This is a genomic window from Micromonospora echinospora, from assembly GCF_014203425.1.
Taxonomy (GTDB): Bacteria; Actinomycetota; Actinomycetes; order Mycobacteriales; family Micromonosporaceae; genus Micromonospora; species Micromonospora echinospora_A.
Map to the genome: position 1 here is coordinate 4,577,150 of NZ_JACHJC010000001.1, position 15,103 is coordinate 4,592,252.

The following is a 15,103-nucleotide window of genomic DNA, read 5'->3' on the forward strand; positions in this document are numbered from 1 at the left end:
GGACGACACCGGCCCGTCCCGGACGACGAACCCGGCCGGCGCGGGCCGGGCGACCGACGGTGGACCCACGGACCCGTGGCCGGCGCTCCCGGCCGAACCGGCGTGGCATCCCTCGCGGGCCACGCCGTGGAGTGACACGGCCCGGCTGGACCGGGAACAGGCGGGTGACTGATGGAACGCGTCGCCTTCCTCGTGGACGAGTCCGGCACCCGGGTCGACTGCCTGCTCAACCCGGAAACCGTGCAGGTGACCCGGCTGGCCGGGGTACGCCCGCGCGGCGGCCCGGACGGTCCGCTGACCGGTGCCGGGCTGGCCGACGATCCGCTGGTCTTCACCGGCGGCGGCCGTACCGAACTGGTCCTCGATCTGCTCTTCGACGTCGACTTCGTGGAGTCGCCGGCCCGGCCGCAGGACGTGCGCGCGCTGACCCGGCCGTTGTGGATGCTCGCCGAGAACTCGACGGTCGAGCACGGCTGGCTGCGCCCGCCGCTGGTCCGCCTGGTCTGGGGCAAGACCTGGAACGTCCCGGGCGTGATCACCGCGATCGCGGAACGCTTCGACGCGTTCACGCTCACCGGCACACCCCGGCGTTCCTGGTTGCGGCTGAAGCTGGTCCGGGCCGCGGAGAGCGCCGAAGCGGCACGCGCCGGATTCGAGGAGGAACTGGCCGCCGCGAGCACGCCTGCCGTCGCACCCGGCTCGGCGGTGGTCGCCGCCGCCGACGGCGCGGCCGAGCCGGGCTGGTCAGGGGTGCGCTTCGACCTGCTCGCCCACGACGCGCTGGGCTCGCCGCTGCGCTGGCGGCTGCTCGCCGAGCACAACCGCATCACCGACCCGCTCACGGTGCCCGCCGGCACCGCGCTGGCCGTGCCCCCGGTCGGCGCCGTCACCGTCCCGCCGGATGCCGTCACCACAGGGGGTACGCCGTGAGCCGGGCCGCAATGGTCACAGTCGACGGCCGGCCGCTGGCCGACCCGGCCCGGCTGCGCGCCGTCCGGGTCGCCGCCCGCCTGGACCGCCCGGCGCAGTGCGAGCTGACGCTCGCCGCCGCCCCCGGCGCGGGCCCTCTCGACCCTCCGGTACGCCCCGGCGCCACCCTTGACGTGCGCCTCGACGGGCAGGCGGAGGCGCTGTTCACCGGTGAGGTGACAGCCGTCGAGCGGGAGTACGCCGGTGACGGCGTGCCGCTGGCGCGGATCCGGGCGTACGACCCGCTGCACCGGCTGCGCAAGCGCCAGGAGCTGCGCGTGTTCGAGTCGGTGACCGCCGCCGAGCTGGCCGCCGAGCTGTGCGCCGGGCTCGGGTTGAGCGTGGCGGCCGAGGACGACGGGCCGCGCCTGGACCGGCTGCTCCAGCACCGGCACACCGACCTGGACCTGCTGTGCGAGGTGGCCGGCCGGGCCGGGCTGCACCTGAGCGTGGACGGCGACCGGTTGCGGCTCGTCACGCTGGACGGCTACGGAGAGCCGCTGCCGCTGACGCTCGGCGAGACGGTGCACGCGCTGCGGATCACCGAGAACCTGGACCGGGCGGGCGCGGCGTGCGCCGTCCTCGGCTGGCACCCGCAGCGCGCGGAGGCGCTGGGCCAGCGCGCGGACGAGGCCCGCAGCGGACGGCGCATCCCACTGCGCGCGGAGCCGGGTGACGTCGGCGCGGACGGCGTCCGTACGGCCGTCGACCAGCCCGGCCGCAGCGACGACGAGCTGGCCGCGCTGGCCCAGGCCGGGCTGGACGCCCGGGTCGCCGCGCTGGTCACTGCCGAGGGCACCGCGGAGGGCGATCCGGCGCTGCGGCCCGGCCGGCGGATCGCGCTGGCCGGCGTCCCGGACCCGGTCGCCGGGGTGTACGTGCTCACCGAGGTGGTGCACACGGTGGACGCCGACGGGCACCTGACCCGGTTCGCCACGGCGCCGCCCGGCCCGCCGCCGACGGCCGCGCCCCCGGCGGCGACGGTCACGCTCGGCACCGTCACCGACGTCGACGACCCGGACGGGCTGGGCCGGGCCCGGGTGACGCTTCCCGCGTACGGGGATCTGGACGCCGGCTGGCTCGCGGTGCTCTGCCCGGGCGCGGGCCGGGGCAAGGGCATCGTCGCGCTGCCCGACCCGGACGACACCGTGCTGGTGGCGCTGCCCGGCGGTGAGCCGGCCTCGGGCGTGGTGCTCGGCTCGCTGTTCGGCGCGGTCGAGCCGTACGACACCGGGATCGTGTCCGGGCGCTCGCGGCGCTGGTCGATGCGGACCGGCACCGGGCAGTCCATCGTGATCGACGACGACGGGCGCACGCTGCGGCTGGCCACCGACGCGGGCAGCTTCGTCGAGCTGCGCCCCGAGCTGACCACCGTGCACGCCGCCGGTGACCTGGTGCTCTCCGCGCCCGGCCGGGCCGTCGTGGTGCGCGGCCGCACCGTCGACTTCCTGCACGCCCCGGCGGCCGAGGACGCCGAGACCGCCGCCGCCCAGGCCCGTACGCTCGCCCGTTCCGCCGGAGGTGGCTGATGCGCTGGATCCACCGCGACTCGCTGATCACCTGCGGACACGACGGGCGGGTGAGCAACCGCCCGTCCCAGGAGTGGGTGACGGTCCAGGCCGTGCCGGTGCTGACCCGTCCCGACCCGGAGGGGCGCGACATCACCGCCTGCCCGAACTACGGCCCGACGATCAAACCGTGCCTGCACACGCTGACCGTCACAGTGGGTTACAGCACGTGGGTGCGGGTGGACCGGCAGCCGGTGGTGCTGTCGCACCTGGACGGCCTCACCGACGGCACCCCGCCGGGCACCGTGCACCACCAGGTCCGCGACGTGCGGCAGAGCTTCCTGGGGGCGGACGCATGAGGGCCTTCCGCTTCGTCGGCGCCGGCTTCGACGCCGGCCGCGCCGGTGGTCTCGCGCTCACCGCCGCCGGCGGGCTCGCCATGACCGACGGCGACGAGACGGTACGCCAGGCGCTGTACCTGCTGCTGTCCACCACGCCCGGGGAACGGCTGATGCGCCCCGGGTACGGGTCTCGGCTGCACCGGCTCGTGTTCGCGCCGAACGACGACACCACCGCCGGGCTGGCGATCCACTACGTGCGGCAGGCGATCCGCCGCTGGGAGCCCCGGGTCGAGGTGCTCGATGTGGACGCCGGCCCGGACCCGGACGACCCGTGGCGCCTGGTGATCCGGCTCGACTACCGGGTGCGGGCCAGCCTCTCCCCCGGCCACCTGGTGTTCTCCGTCGACCTGCTCCCCGCCGACGAGGAGACCGCAGACGAGGAGGGCACGTCATGACGCTGCCGGTGCCGCACCTGGACGACCGCGCCTTCCTCGACCTGGTCACCGAGGCGCGGGAACGCATCGCCCGGTCCTGCCCGGACTGGACCGACCTGTCGGCGCACGACCCGGGCATGGCGCTGGTGGAGGCGTTCGCCTACCTGACCGAGGTGATGATCTACCGGCTGAACCAGTTGCCGGAGAAGGCGTACGTGGCGTTCCTGAACCTGCTCGGCGTCACCCGGCACCCACCGGCGGCGGCCTGGGCGGACGTGCGCCTGACCCGCACCGGCCCGGACCGCGGCCCGGTGCGGGTGCCGGCCGGCACCCGGGTCGCCGCGGCCCGCGGCGCGGACCCCCGGCCGGTCGTCTTCGTGACCACCGAACCGGCGGTGCTGCCCGCCGGGGAGACCACCGTGACGGTACGGGTGCACCACTGCGAGCCGGTCGAGGCGGAGCTGCTGGGCACCGGCACCGGACAGCCCGGTCAGGTGTTGCGTGCCGCCCGCGCGCCGCTGGCGCGTACCACCGAGGCGCTGGACCTGCTGCTCGGGGTAGAGGTGCCGGCCGGCTCGGTGGAGCTGGGCGCCGCCGCCCGCGAGCACGAGGGGCGCACGTACGAGATCTGGCGGCCGGTGGACAGCTTCGCCGGTGTCGGCCCGCAGGCGAAGGTCTACCTGGTGGACCGGGCTTCCGGGGTGGTCACGTTCGCCCCGGCGCTGGACCTGCGCCCGGTCGTGGGCGCTGCGGCCGTCGAGGGGGCGGCCGGGGCGACCACTGTGGCGGCGGTGCCGCCGGCCGGGCGGCAGGTGCGGCTCTGGTACCGCTGCGGCGGCGGGCCGGCCGGCAACGTGGCAGCGGGTGTGCTGACCAGCCTGCGCGACCCGCTGCCCGGGGTGAAGGTGGACAACCCGGCGCCGGCCACCGGCGGACGGGAGCTGGAGTCGCTGGAGTCGGTGCTGGCGCGCGGGCCGTACGAGTTCTTCGCCCAGCAGCGCGCGGTGACCGCCCGGGACTTCGAGATCCTGGCCACCGGCTCCGGGGCGGTGGCACGGGCGCGGGCGTTCACCCGGTCCGCCGTCTACAGCTTCGCCCGGCCCGGCGAGGTCGAGGTGGTGCTGGTGCCGTACGTGCCGGACGCGGCCCGCCCCGGCGGACGGCTGCCGGTGGAGGTGCTGCGCGAGCACGAGGTGGAGGAGGCCCGCCGCCGGGTCGAGGCCGACCTGGAACGTCGCCGCGCCCTGGGTACGGCGGTGCGGGCGGGCTGGGCCCGGTACAAGGCGGTGTCCATCCAGGCCCGGGTGGTGGTGCGCCGCGAGGAGGACGTGGACGCGGTGCGCCGCCGCATCCACGACCGGCTGCACCAGACGCTCAGCCCGCTGCCCACGCCGCTGAACCCGGCCGGCTGGGCGTTCGGCGAGCCGCTGCGCGCCTCCAACGTGTACCGGATGCTGGAGCACGCCGAGCCGGGCGTGCGCTACGTCGAGTCGGTGCGGTTCGTGGTCGACGAGGCACCTGACGCGCAGGTGCGCACCGTGGCGGTGGACCAGTACCAGGCCGACACCTGGTACGCCGGCGGCGGCCCGGTGCTGTTCCGCTCCACGAACGCCGGGGCGGGCTGGGAACCGGCGGGCCGGTTCGACGGCGAGACGGTGGTACGGGTGGTGCCAGCGCCCGCCCCGGTACGCCCCGGTGTCGTCCCCCGGGCCGGTTCGGTGGCGGTGGTGACCACCCGCGACGCCGGTGGCTCCCGGGTCCGGCTGAGCACCGACCTGGGCGAGACGTGGACGCTGCTGACCGACCTCGACTCCGGCGTACGCGATCTGGCCTGGATCGACCGCGACGGCACCGGCGCGCTGCTGCTGGCCACCGACGCGGGCCTGTACGAGGTGCCGCTGCTGCCCGGCGCGGTGCCGTTGCAGATCCTGGTCGACCCGGCCGACGCGGACCGGGGCTTCTACGCGGTGCGCGCGTTCGTCTCCGAGCGCGGCGCGCCGGGGGTGGCGGTGGCCGCGCAGGCCGGGTTCGGGGTCTACCTGTCCACAGCGGCCGGACGGCCCGGCACGTTCGCCCACGTCGGCCTCGCCAACGTCGACAACCGGGTGCTCGCCGTGCAGTACGACGGTCCGGCCACGCTGCTGTGGTGCGGCGCGGGCGAGCCGGACCCGAAGAAGCCCGGGCAGGGCTGCCACCGCACCCGGCTGTTCGAGTCGGACGTGAAGTGGCAGTCGATGGCGTCCGGCTGGATCGGCGGCACCTGCCGGGACCTGGCGTTCAGCGGCCCGCTCGCGCTGGCCGCGACGCAGAGCGGCGGCGTGGTCCGCCTCGACACGCTCGCCGGGCAGCCGCAGTGGTCGCCGGTGATGGTCAACTGCGGGCTGCCGCTGCGGGACCGGACCCGGTTCGTCCCGGTCGACGCCATCGCCGCCACCGCGCCCACCGGCACGTCAGGCGCCGGGCGCCTGGTGCTCGCCGGTGGTGAGCGCGGCGTGTTCCGCAGCGGCGACGGCGAGGACTGGACGGCGAGCGCCAACCAGGCCACCGCCGACGTGGTCACCGTCCCCGGCACCTGGCTGCTCTGCTCCGGCGAGCACGACATCGAGGTGGTGCGGCAGGATGCGCCGAGCGGCGATTGAGCGGCTGCTGCCCGCCGCGTACCAGCGGGCCGCCGGGCCGGGCAGCGTGCTGGGCGCGCTGCTGGACGTGATGGAGGCGCTGCACGCCCCGGACGAGGCGGTGCTCGCCGACGTCGACGCGCTGTTCGGGCCGTACCGGACGCCGGACGGGTTCGTGGCCTACCTGACCCGCTGGGTGGCGATGGACCACGTGGTCGCCGCGCCCCGCGCCGACGCGCCACTGCCGTTGCCGATGGGCCGGCTGCGGGACCTGGTCGCGCACGGCGCGCTGCTGGCCCGGTGGCGCGGCACCCCGTACGGGATGCGGACCGCGCTGGAACTGGCCACCGGCGTGACCGGGTTCGTGCTGGACGAGCCGCCCGAACGGCCTTTCCACCTGGTGGTGCGGGTGCCGCCGGCCGCCGCCGACCGGCTCGCGCTGGTCACCCGCATCGTCGAGGCGGAGAAACCGGCAGCGGTCACCGTCGAGGTGCTCGCCTCCCCGGCCGACGCTGAGACGCCCGAGCCGGACGACGCCGAGCCCGCCGCCGGGGTGGCGACGGTCCGCGCTGTCGGCCGGGCCCACGTACCAGCACCCCTGCCCCACGATCCGCCCGAGGAGCCGTCATGACCACCGAATGGACAGTCGTCGCCGCCGCCGAGCAGTTCACACTGGACGCCCGTAACAACGGTGAGCTGACGTTCACCGTGTCGAACCCGGGCACCGCGCCGGACACCGTCGTCTTCGACGTCGCGCCCGGTGAGGGCAGCCAGCGTGCCTGGTTCACGGTGGCCGAGCCGCAGCGGGTGGTGCCCGGGCAGGGCTCGGTGTCGTTCCTGGTGCGCCTCGCCGTGCCACCAGGCACGCCGCCCCGGCGCTACGACATGACCGGGTTCGCGTACTCGGCGAACACCGCGCCGGAGGAGAGTTCCCGGTCCAGCGGCCGGGTCACGTACGACGTGCGGGCCGTCGTACCCCCGAAGCGCGCGCCGTGGCCGTGGATCGCGGCCGCCGCGGCGCTGGTGCTGGTCGTGGCCGGGGTGGTGGCCTGGCTGGTGACCCGCGGACCGGACACCCCGGCCCCGCCGCAGGCGAATGCGGTGACCGTGGAGGCGGAGACGCTCGTCTCCGGCGCGGCGGTGCAGTCCCCCACCGGCGTGAAGGCGGAGGTGGTGGCGCAGAAGAACTGCTGCGACGTGGTGTGGTCCGGTGACGCGCAGCTGTTCTTCCTGGGCCGGGGCGTGGGCGACCGGGTGACGGTGCAGGTGGACCTGCCGGCCGACGGCACCTGGCGGTTCTCCACCGTGCGGACCACGTCGTTCGACTACGCGAACACGATCTGGCTGGTCGACGGCCGGCAGGTCGGCGACACGTTCTTCGGGTTCAGCCCGACGGTGGTCCGCACCGACGAGGTGGACGTGGGCACCGTGGAGCTGACCCGCGGCCCGCACAAGCTGACGCTCGTGGCGGTGAGCAAGACCCAGGGCACCGACAGGTACTTCGCCGGGGTGGACGAGATCCGCTTCACGCCCGTCGTCCGGCCGTGAGCGCGAGGAGTGAGCCGGTGTTGCGAGCCCCGCAGTCGCGAACCGAGACGGCACCGTGAGCGGGCGGCAGAAGGTGCTGCTGGTGGCGGTGGCCGTGCTGCTGGTGGCGCTGTACGTGGTGGCGGTGGCCGGGGGCCACGACGACCCGGGCGACCCGGCGGCCGGGCCGGGCGCGCTCGCTCGCCTGGGGCGCGGATCCGGGACGGTCGACCCGGCGACGGTGGCGGTGACGTGCCTGCCGCCGGCCGCCGAACCGGCCACCACCGCCGACGGGGTGACGCTCGCCTTCGGGACGGTGTGCCGGCTGCGGGTGGCCGACCCGGGCGCGCTGCGCACGCTCGTGCTGCGCGGCACGACGCCGTTCCGGGTGACCGCCCCCGCTCCGGGCGACGCGGACGTCACGGTCACCGACGAGGTCGCCCCCGACGCGAACGGCCCGGCGGTGGCGAAGGTGGCCGTGGACCGGGAGACCGAGGTGCTCCTGCGCTGTCCGGGAGGTGGCGGATGCGCTGTCACGCTGGCCCGGTCCTGACCGGGACGGAGACGCGGCATGGGTGAGTTGCGCAAGCCGTTCCTGCTGCTGGCCCTGCTCGCGGTGGCGCTCGTGGTCGGCGTGGAGCTGGGCGCGGCGGCGCTGACCGGCGGCGGCGACGCCAGCGGCGCGCTGCGGGGCAGCGCCGGGCAGCTCGGCGTCGAGCTGGGCGATATCGGCGCGGTGTCCGAGCCGTCCGGGCGGGGCATCGGCTATCTCGCGCTGATCGACGTGGTGGCGCTCTGGACGACAGGGCTGTTCTGCCTGAGCCTGGTGCTGCCGGATCGGGTGCAGGGCCGGGTGCAGGGCGTGGCCACGCTCGTCTTCTCGATCGTGCTGCTGCTGGTGGCGCTGGTCCTGCTGATCATCGCGTTCGTCGAGCTGACCGTGATGGTCTCGCTGTTCCTGGCGCCGCCGTTCGGCACGCTGGCGTACCTCGCGGTGTGGGGGTTCTTCCCGGTCGACGACGCGGCGGCGCTGCTCGGGCTGGCGCTGCTGCTCAAACTGGTCTGGGCCGGGCTGCTGCTCGCCGCCCAGCCCCGGTTCCTGCGCAACAAAGGGCTGGTGCTGCTGGCGCTGACCACGCTGCTGTGCACAGTGGTGCTGCAGTTCCTGCACGCCCTGGTGCCGGTGATCCTGGTCAGCATCCTGGACGACCTGGGCGCCGTGGTGTTCGCCGTGGTGGCGCTGATCTGGGCGCTGGTGCTGCTGATCGGGTCGATCCCGGCGATCGTCAAGGCGGTCCGGACCACCGCCACCACGTCCGGCCGTACGGTCAGGTGACCGCGCTGCCGGCTGCGAGCGTGGCCAGGCGCGGCAGTTGCGCCGGGTCGGTGAGCGCCGACCCGACCGCCACCACTCGCGCCCCGGCGGCGAGGAAGTCGCCCGCGTTGCCGGCGTCGACACCGCCGGTGGCCACGAACCGGGCCTCCGGCAGCGGCCCGGCGACCGCCCGGAACCAGGCCGGACCGAGGCTGACCGCCGGGAACGCCTTGAGCCACACCAGGCCGTGGTCGAGCGCCCGCTGCGCCTCGGTCGGGGTGGCCACGCCGGGCAGGTGCGGCACGCCGTGCCCGGCCGCCGCGTCGGCCACCGCCAGGTCCAGGCCCGGCGCCACTGTGAACGCCGCCCCGGCGGCCACCGCCTGACCGACCTGCGCCGGGGTACGCACAGTGCCCGCGCCGACGATCCGGTCCCGCCGCCGCCCGGCCGTCACGGCAGCGCGCAGCGCCGGCACCGCTTCCGGGGTACGGATGGGCACCTCCACCACGGCGATGCCGAGATCCCAGGCCAGTTCCGCCAGCCGGACCGTCTCACCGGGCGGCAGGTCGCGCAGGATCACCATCACCCGCGCGTCGCCGAACAGGGCCTCGAAGTCGTGCCCGCTCATCCTCTGCTCCCTCCCCCGACCTGCTCGGTCCACATCGTCTCCGGCAGGGCCAGCGCACGCACGATCGTCTCCGGGTCCGGCGGCGGGGCGGTGTCGCCGGGCACGGCCAGCACCGGCGCGGCGGTGAGGTGCCCCAGCCGCAGGCAGGCTCGCAGGTCGAGGCCACGCAACAGCCCGGAGAGGAACCCGGCGGCGAACGCGTCCCCCCCGCCGACCGGCTCGACCACGTCCACCGGTAACGCCGGCACGAACACCGCCGGCCCGGTACGCGGCAGCGCCGTCGCGCCGACCGGACCGTCCTTGACCACCACCAGCTCCGGGCCGGGCAGCAGCGCACGAACAGCGGCCGGATCGTCCGCCGACCAGAGCACCGCCGCCTCGTCCAGGCCGACGAGCACCACGTCGGCGCGGTCTGCCAGGTCACGCAGGACCGGGCCGGCCCGGTCGGCGGGCCAGAGCGCCGGGCGGTGGTTCACGTCGAAGCTGACCCGGGCGCCGGGCAGCGCCCGCCCGTCCAACGCGGACACGAGCAGGTCACGGCAGGTGCCGGAGAGCGCGGCGGTGATGCCGGACAGGTGCAGCAGGCGTGCCCCGGCCAGCCCGGGACGCGCGAGGTCGGCGGCGCCGAGGCGGCTCGCGGCCGACCCGGCACGGTGATAGTGCACGCGGGTGCCGTCCGGCCCCGGATCCTTCAGGTAGAGCCCGGTCGGCGCGTCCGGATCCACTGTGACCAGGCCGACGTCCACGCCCGCGGCGGCGACCTCGGCCATTACCCGCCGCCCGAACGGGTCGTCGCCGACCCGGCTGACCCACGCCGCGCGGTGCCCGAGCCGGGCCAGCCCGGCCGCCACGTTGGACTCCGCGCCGCCCACGCCGACAGTCAACCGCGCGGCGTGCTCCAGCGACACGCCGTCATCAGGGGCGAGCACCACCATCGTCTCGCCCACGCAGACCACCTCCGGCCCGCCCCCGGCGCGGCCCCGGCCTGCGACCGCGGCGCCAAGCGGCTCGCTCACCGGATGACCGCCGCGTCCACCCGGCCCGCGATGTCGGCCGGGTCGAGGTGGCCGTCGGCGACCAGCACCCGGTGCCGGTTGTGCCGGGGCCGCCCGGCCGCGACCACCGCCGGGCTGTCGAACGCGTACGCGACGCAGACGCCCGGGTACATCGCGGTGCGCACGAACCACCTGTCGCCCGACCCCAGACCGGTGAACACCAGCGTGTACGCGCCACCTCCGGGCGCGGAGGCGGACAACGCCAGCCAGGGCGCGGCCGAGCCGTTCACCGCCTCCTCGCCCGCCGCCTCGGCGGTGCGCACCAGCGCTTCCCCGTCGGCCACGGCACGCCAGAAGAATCCGCCGTACCCGGCGCCGCCCGGGCGGCCGTTCGTGGCCGGGCTGCCCAGGCGCACGTCGGCGCCGGTGGCGGAGGTGAGCGTGGCGGACAGGTCCAGCCACCAGGCGTCCTCCCCGGCCGGGGTGGCGGTGATCCGCCGGTGCTCGCGCAGCAGCGCCCGGCCGTGCCGGTCGCGCCACTCCAGGTCGTGGTCGAGCCGGTCGGCGGTCCGCTCCCGCCAGCCGGTGTGCGCGATCACGCCGTGGTCGTCGCGCCAGGTGTAGCCGGTGCCGCGCACGTACGTCCGGCCGCCCCACAGGTTGACGCCGTTCACGTCCTGCACGGTCAGTGACGCGCCGAGGTGCCAGACGTGGTCGGCCGGGAGCGCGTCGGTGACCGGGGTGCCGGCCCGGGTCCGCACCGGATGCAGGTACGGCCGGGGCCCGTGGCGCGGGTCCAGGTCCGGCCGGACCAGGTACCGGGCCACCTCGACACCGCCCACCACCAGCCGGGGTTCGGCGGTCACGACGGGTCCGGGGCGGGGACCGGGCGGCGGGCGTCGAGCGCGTGCAGCGCGGCGAGGGCGTACCCGCCGAGGATCGGCACCGCGACCGGCGTGACCAGCACGCCCAGCAGCACGGCCAGCGCGCAGATGCCGGCGGCGGCGGCCCACACGCCGGGGCGCTCCGGGCAGGCGCGCGCCACCCGGCGGGCGGCGGCCCGCCACCCCTGGCCGCCGGTGCGCCCGACCGCGACGGCTACCAGGCCCGCGTACCCGAGCAGGACCGCCACCACGACGGCGGTGAGCGCGAGCGCGAGCCCGCCGCCGGGCACCCGGCCGGTGGCGAGCGCGACCAAATCGGCGGCGAGCAGCGCGGCGGCGGCGAGCGCGACGGCGCTGACCGCGAGCCCGGCGGGCAGCGCCCGGCCGAACCGGGCCAGGCTGGTCCGCGCGTCGGGCCAGGAGCCGGTGACCGACCTGTCGTGCAGCGCGGCGCTGGCGGTGGCGAGCGCCGGGGCGAGCGTGAGCACCGGCAGTGCGGCGAGCGCCACGGCGAAGCCGAGCAGCGCCAGGTCGGTCGCCTCGCGCAGCGTGTCCCGCCAGTCGGCGCGGGCCGACGCGGGGTGGGCGGGTACGGCGTCGGTGGAGGCGGACACGGTGGTCATCCCTTCAGCCCGCTGGTGTTGATGCCCTCGACGAGCATCCGCTGGAAGGCCAGGAAGAACAGGAACACCGGCAGCAGGGACAGCACCGACATGGCGAACATCGGGCCGACGGCGCTCTGGCTGGTCGAGTCGATGAACAGGGTCAGCGCCACCGGGACGGTGTAGTCCTCCAGGCTGGACAGGAACACCAGCTGCCGGAAGAAGTCGTTCCAGGTCCAGATGAACGAGAAGATCGCCGTGGTGACCAGCGCCGGGCGGCTCAGCGGCAGGATGACGTGCCGGAACACGCCGTACGGGGATGCGCCGTCGATGGTGGCCGCCTCGTCCAGCTCGCGCGGGATGCCGCGCATGAACTGCACCATGAGGAAGACGAAGAACGCCTCGGTGGCCAGGAACTGCGGCACCAGCAGCGGCAGGTACGGCCAGTCGCCGCCGACCAGGCCGAGGCTGCGGAACAGGATGTACTGCGGCACGATCAGCACGTGCCCGGGCAGCAGCAGCGTCCCGATCATGACGGTGAACCACAGCTTGCGCAGCCGGAACCGCAGCCGGCCCAGGGCGTACGCGGCGAGCAGGCAGGACAGCGCGTTGCCGACGACGGTGAGCCCGCTGACCAGCGCGCTGTTGAGGAAGAACCGGCCGAAGCTGATGTCGAAGTTGGTCCAGCCGTCGAGGTAGTTGCCGGGGGTGAACCGTTCCGGCAGCAGGCCGACGTTGTTGACGATCTCGGCCTGCGACTTGACCGAGGTGCCGAGCATCCAGAACAGCGGGTAGAGCACCACCGCGACGATCGCCACGAGCACGACGAGCCGCAGCACGTTCCGGCCGCTGCCCGGCCGGCGGGTGGCAGCGAGCGCTGTCATGAGTCGTCTCCGTCCGAGTAGTGCACCCAGAACCGGCCGGTGCTGAAGAAGACGGCGGTGATCACGCCGATCGCCAACAGGAACACCCACGCCATCGCCGAGGCGTAGCCCATCTCCAGGTCGGTGAAGCCGGAGATGTAGAGCTTCAGCGTGTACATGAGGGTGGAGTCGACCGGGCCGCCGGTGCCGTTGCTGAGCACGAACGCGGCGGTGAAGCCCTGGAAGCCGTTGATGGTCTCCAGCACCAGGTTGAAGAAGATCACCGGGGAGAGCATGGGCAGGGTGACCGCGCGGAAGCGCCGCCACGCCCCGGCGCCGTCCACCGCCGCCGCCTCGTACAGCTCGGTGGGCACCTGCTTGAGCCCGGCCAGGAAGATCACCATGGGCGCCCCGAACTGCCAGATCGCCAGCACCATCAGCGTCTCCAGCGCCCAGTCCGGGTCGCTGACCCAGGGCAGCCCTTCGACGCCGAACAGGGCGAGGAACGAGTTGAACGCGCCGTCCCGGTTGAACATGTTGACCCAGACGATCGCCAGCGCGACGCTGCCGCCGAGCAGCGACGGCAGGTAGAACAGGCTGCGGAACAGCCCGACGCCGCGCCATGCGCGGTTGAGCAGCAGCGCCACGCCGAGCGCGGCGGCCAGCTTCAGCGGTACGGCGATCAGCGCGAACGTCAGCGTGACCCGCACCGCGTGCCAGTACGACGGGTCGGCGGTGAACATCCGCTCGTAGTTGGCCAGCCCCACCCACTGCACCTCGGACAGCGGCGTGAGGATGTCGTAGTCGGTGAAGCTCAGCCAGAGCGACAGCAGCATCGGGATCGCCGTGACGCCCATCAGTCCGATGAGCCAGGGCGAGAGGAAGACGTACCCCGCCAGGCCCTCACCGAGCCGGGCCCGGCCGGCCCGACGCCGCGTGGGGCGGGGGCCGGCCGGTCCGGTGCGCGGGGTCCGGCCGGGCGCCGTGGTGAGAGCCACGGGACCGGTCCTTTCGTGGGGTCAGGCGATCGCGGACTTGCAGGCGGTGACGAACTGCTCCGCCGCCTGGGCCGGGGTGGCGCGGCCGTACTGGGCGTTCTCGGCGGCCTTGACCAGCTCGGACTTGACCTTGCTGTGCCCCTTGATCGGGACCTGCGGCGAGGCGCCGAACTTCTGCGCCAGGTCGGACTCGACCTGGATGGACTGCTTCATGGCCGGGTCGGTGGCGGTCTCGCTGACCTTGGCGCGCAGATCCATGTTCGACGGCAGACCGCGGTCGGTGCCGAGCAGCGCGACCGCCTCGGGGTCGTTGTTCAGGAAGTTGATCACGTCGACGGCGACGTCCTTGTGCTTGCTGCCCTTGAACACCGACCAGTACATCGAGGCGCGCGCCCACTGCGCGCTCGGGTCACCCGGGTACGCGACCACGCCCAGCTCGTCCTTGGTGTTCTTCTTCAGGTCGGGCATCTGGTTGACCCAGACCCAGGAGGTGGCCGACTTGCCGGTGACCACCAGCTGCTTGGTGATGTCGCTGGAGTTGCCCTCGTGGATGACATCAGGCGTCGGGGTGGCGCCCCGGTCCCGCGCGCCCTTCCACAGCTCGAACCACTTCTTCACGTCCTCGGCGGTGAACCCGAGTTCCTTGCCGTTGTACAGGTCCTTGCCCTGCTGGCGCAGCCACACCCAGAGCGCCTTGTAGTCGGCGCTCGGGTCCTGGGTGCCGGGCACCTTCGTCTTCTTCGCCACCTGCTCGGCCCAGGCGATGTGCTCCTCCCAGCTCATCCCGGTGGTCGGCTCGGGCAGCCCGTTCTTGGTCAGCAGCGTCTTGTTGTAGACCAGGCCCTGGGTGTTCTCCCCGGCGGCCACCCCGGCGAGCTTGCCGTCCACCACGCCGTACTCCAGCAGGCTCTTGGGGAACTTCGACACGTCGAGCTTGCCGGAATCGCTGTAGCTGCCCAGGTCGAGCGTGGTGCTGCGACCGGCGTACTCGGCCAGGTAGTTGTCGTCGATCTGGAACAGGTCCGGCGGGTTGCCGCCGGCGGTCAGCGTGGCGAGTTTGTCGAAGTAGCCCTGGTTGGCCTGCCAGGTCTTCTCGAACGTCACGTCCGGGTGCTTCTTTGTGTAGAGGGCCAGGGCGTCCTCGGTGAGCTTGGCCCGGGCCTCACCGCCCCACCAGAAGACGGAGAGTTTGACCGGGCCGCCGTCGTCGCCGGCGGAGTCGTCGCCGCAGCCGGCCGCGCCCAGGGCGAACGGCACGGCGAGCGCGACGGCGGCCAGGCCACTGACGAGTCGGCGTCGGGTCAGAGGGGTACCGTGATTCCGCCCGGCGGGTACGCCGGCGGTGGGGGACGTTGCGGGCTGCATCTGCGCTCACTCCTCGGCTGTGGGAGGCGACGACGTCACCGGCGGCCGTCCACGGG

General features: G+C 74.6%; 16 protein-coding genes. 9 read left to right on the forward strand and 7 right to left on the reverse strand.

Going from position 1 to position 15,103, the window contains the following annotated elements; translation table 11 throughout:
• Nucleotides 1-171: 171 nt before the first annotated feature.
• Genes FHU28_RS21335 through FHU28_RS21375 form a run of 9 tightly spaced genes read left to right on the forward strand, consistent with a single transcriptional unit; the run spans nt 172 to nt 8,733 of the window.
• Entirely contained in the window at nt 172-930 is a 759-nt protein-coding gene (locus FHU28_RS21335; RefSeq protein WP_184686264.1) for a CIS tube protein, read from the forward strand.
• The gene (locus FHU28_RS21340) at nt 927-2,498 is read left to right on the forward strand and encodes a contractile injection system protein, VgrG/Pvc8 family (protein WP_184686265.1); all 1,572 of its coding nucleotides are present in this window, start codon (nt 927-929) and stop codon (nt 2,496-2,498) included. Before FHU28_RS21335 ends, FHU28_RS21340 begins: the two co-directional genes overlap by 4 nt.
• On the forward strand, nt 2,498-2,836 hold the full coding sequence (locus FHU28_RS21345) for a hypothetical protein (RefSeq protein WP_184686266.1): 339 nt from the start codon (nt 2,498-2,500) through the stop codon (nt 2,834-2,836). Before FHU28_RS21340 ends, FHU28_RS21345 begins: the two co-directional genes overlap by 1 nt.
• Nucleotides 2,833-3,273: a GPW/gp25 family protein gene (locus FHU28_RS21350; RefSeq protein ID WP_073828403.1), complete on the forward strand. Its 441-nt coding sequence runs from the start codon at nt 2,833-2,835 to the stop codon at nt 3,271-3,273. The genes FHU28_RS21345 and FHU28_RS21350 overlap by 4 nt, the downstream gene beginning before the upstream one ends.
• Nucleotides 3,270-5,891, forward strand: a complete 2,622-nt coding sequence (locus tag FHU28_RS21355) for a putative baseplate assembly protein (RefSeq protein ID WP_184686267.1) — start codon at nt 3,270-3,272, stop codon at nt 5,889-5,891. The genes FHU28_RS21350 and FHU28_RS21355 overlap by 4 nt, the downstream gene beginning before the upstream one ends.
• On the forward strand, nt 5,872-6,501 hold the full coding sequence (locus FHU28_RS21360) for a phage tail protein (RefSeq protein ID WP_184686268.1): 630 nt from the start codon (nt 5,872-5,874) through the stop codon (nt 6,499-6,501). Before FHU28_RS21355 ends, FHU28_RS21360 begins: the two co-directional genes overlap by 20 nt.
• Nucleotides 6,498-7,418, forward strand: a complete 921-nt coding sequence (locus FHU28_RS21365) for a hypothetical protein (protein ID WP_184686269.1) — start codon at nt 6,498-6,500, stop codon at nt 7,416-7,418. The genes FHU28_RS21360 and FHU28_RS21365 overlap by 4 nt, the downstream gene beginning before the upstream one ends.
• A 55-nt stretch (nt 7,419-7,473) precedes the next feature.
• Entirely contained in the window at nt 7,474-7,950 is a 477-nt protein-coding gene (locus tag FHU28_RS21370; protein WP_184686270.1) for a hypothetical protein, read from the forward strand.
• Between the two features lie 18 nt (nt 7,951-7,968).
• Nucleotides 7,969-8,733 (forward strand): hypothetical protein, encoded by a 765-nt coding sequence (locus tag FHU28_RS21375; protein ID WP_184686271.1) that lies wholly within the window; start codon nt 7,969-7,971, stop codon nt 8,731-8,733.
• Here FHU28_RS21375 and FHU28_RS21380 read toward each other — a convergent pair.
• The 7 genes from FHU28_RS21380 to FHU28_RS21410 are packed head-to-tail and all read right to left on the reverse strand — an operon-like array spanning nt 8,726 to nt 15,047.
• Entirely contained in the window at nt 8,726-9,340 is a 615-nt protein-coding gene (locus tag FHU28_RS21380) for a bifunctional 4-hydroxy-2-oxoglutarate aldolase/2-dehydro-3-deoxy-phosphogluconate aldolase (RefSeq protein ID WP_184686272.1), read from the reverse strand. The two genes, FHU28_RS21375 and FHU28_RS21380, sit on opposite strands and share 8 nt — an antisense overlap.
• Nucleotides 9,337-10,356: a sugar kinase gene (locus FHU28_RS21385; RefSeq protein ID WP_184686273.1), complete on the reverse strand. Its 1,020-nt coding sequence runs from the start codon at nt 10,354-10,356 to the stop codon at nt 9,337-9,339. Before FHU28_RS21385 ends, FHU28_RS21380 begins: the two co-directional genes overlap by 4 nt.
• Nucleotides 10,353-11,201 carry a DUF6807 domain-containing protein gene (locus FHU28_RS21390; protein WP_184686274.1) on the reverse strand — a complete coding sequence of 283 codons (849 nt, stop codon included), beginning with the start codon at nt 11,199-11,201 and terminating at the stop codon, nt 10,353-10,355. Before FHU28_RS21390 ends, FHU28_RS21385 begins: the two co-directional genes overlap by 4 nt.
• Nucleotides 11,198-11,842 carry a hypothetical protein gene (locus tag FHU28_RS21395; protein WP_184686275.1) on the reverse strand — a complete coding sequence of 215 codons (645 nt, stop codon included), beginning with the start codon at nt 11,840-11,842 and terminating at the stop codon, nt 11,198-11,200. Before FHU28_RS21395 ends, FHU28_RS21390 begins: the two co-directional genes overlap by 4 nt.
• Nucleotides 11,839-12,705, reverse strand: coding sequence for a carbohydrate ABC transporter permease (locus tag FHU28_RS21400; RefSeq protein WP_184686276.1), 867 nt, complete (start codon nt 12,703-12,705; stop codon nt 11,839-11,841). Before FHU28_RS21400 ends, FHU28_RS21395 begins: the two co-directional genes overlap by 4 nt.
• The gene (locus FHU28_RS21405; protein WP_184686277.1) at nt 12,702-13,682 is read right to left on the reverse strand and encodes a carbohydrate ABC transporter permease; all 981 of its coding nucleotides are present in this window, start codon (nt 13,680-13,682) and stop codon (nt 12,702-12,704) included. The genes FHU28_RS21400 and FHU28_RS21405 overlap by 4 nt, the downstream gene beginning before the upstream one ends.
• A 21-nt stretch (nt 13,683-13,703) precedes the next feature.
• Nucleotides 13,704-15,047, reverse strand: a complete 1,344-nt coding sequence (locus FHU28_RS21410) for an ABC transporter substrate-binding protein (protein WP_184686278.1) — start codon at nt 15,045-15,047, stop codon at nt 13,704-13,706.
• Nucleotides 15,048-15,103 lie beyond the last annotated feature (56 nt).

Excerpts from the sequence above, each read along its gene's own strand:
- FHU28_RS21335 (WP_184686264.1), top strand. The coding sequence starts at position 172 with ATGGAACGCGTCGCCTTCCTCGTGGACGAGTCCGGCACCCGGGTCGAC.
- FHU28_RS21345 (WP_184686266.1), top strand. The coding sequence starts at position 2,498 with ATGCGCTGGATCCACCGCGACTCGCTGATCACCTGCGGACACGACGGG.
- FHU28_RS21350 (WP_073828403.1), top strand. The coding sequence starts at position 2,833 with ATGAGGGCCTTCCGCTTCGTCGGCGCCGGCTTCGACGCCGGCCGCGCC.
- FHU28_RS21355 (WP_184686267.1), top strand. The coding sequence starts at position 3,270 with ATGACGCTGCCGGTGCCGCACCTGGACGACCGCGCCTTCCTCGACCTG.
- FHU28_RS21360 (WP_184686268.1), top strand. The coding sequence starts at position 5,872 with ATGCGCCGAGCGGCGATTGAGCGGCTGCTGCCCGCCGCGTACCAGCGG.
- FHU28_RS21365 (WP_184686269.1), top strand. The coding sequence starts at position 6,498 with ATGACCACCGAATGGACAGTCGTCGCCGCCGCCGAGCAGTTCACACTG.
- FHU28_RS21375 (WP_184686271.1), top strand. The coding sequence starts at position 7,969 with ATGGGTGAGTTGCGCAAGCCGTTCCTGCTGCTGGCCCTGCTCGCGGTG.
- FHU28_RS21380 (WP_184686272.1), bottom strand. The coding sequence starts at position 9,340 with ATGAGCGGGCACGACTTCGAGGCCCTGTTCGGCGACGCGCGGGTGATG.
- FHU28_RS21395 (WP_184686275.1), bottom strand. The coding sequence starts at position 11,842 with ATGACCACCGTGTCCGCCTCCACCGACGCCGTACCCGCCCACCCCGCG.
- FHU28_RS21400 (WP_184686276.1), bottom strand. The coding sequence starts at position 12,705 with ATGACAGCGCTCGCTGCCACCCGCCGGCCGGGCAGCGGCCGGAACGTG.
- FHU28_RS21410 (WP_184686278.1), bottom strand. The coding sequence starts at position 15,047 with ATGCAGCCCGCAACGTCCCCCACCGCCGGCGTACCCGCCGGGCGGAAT.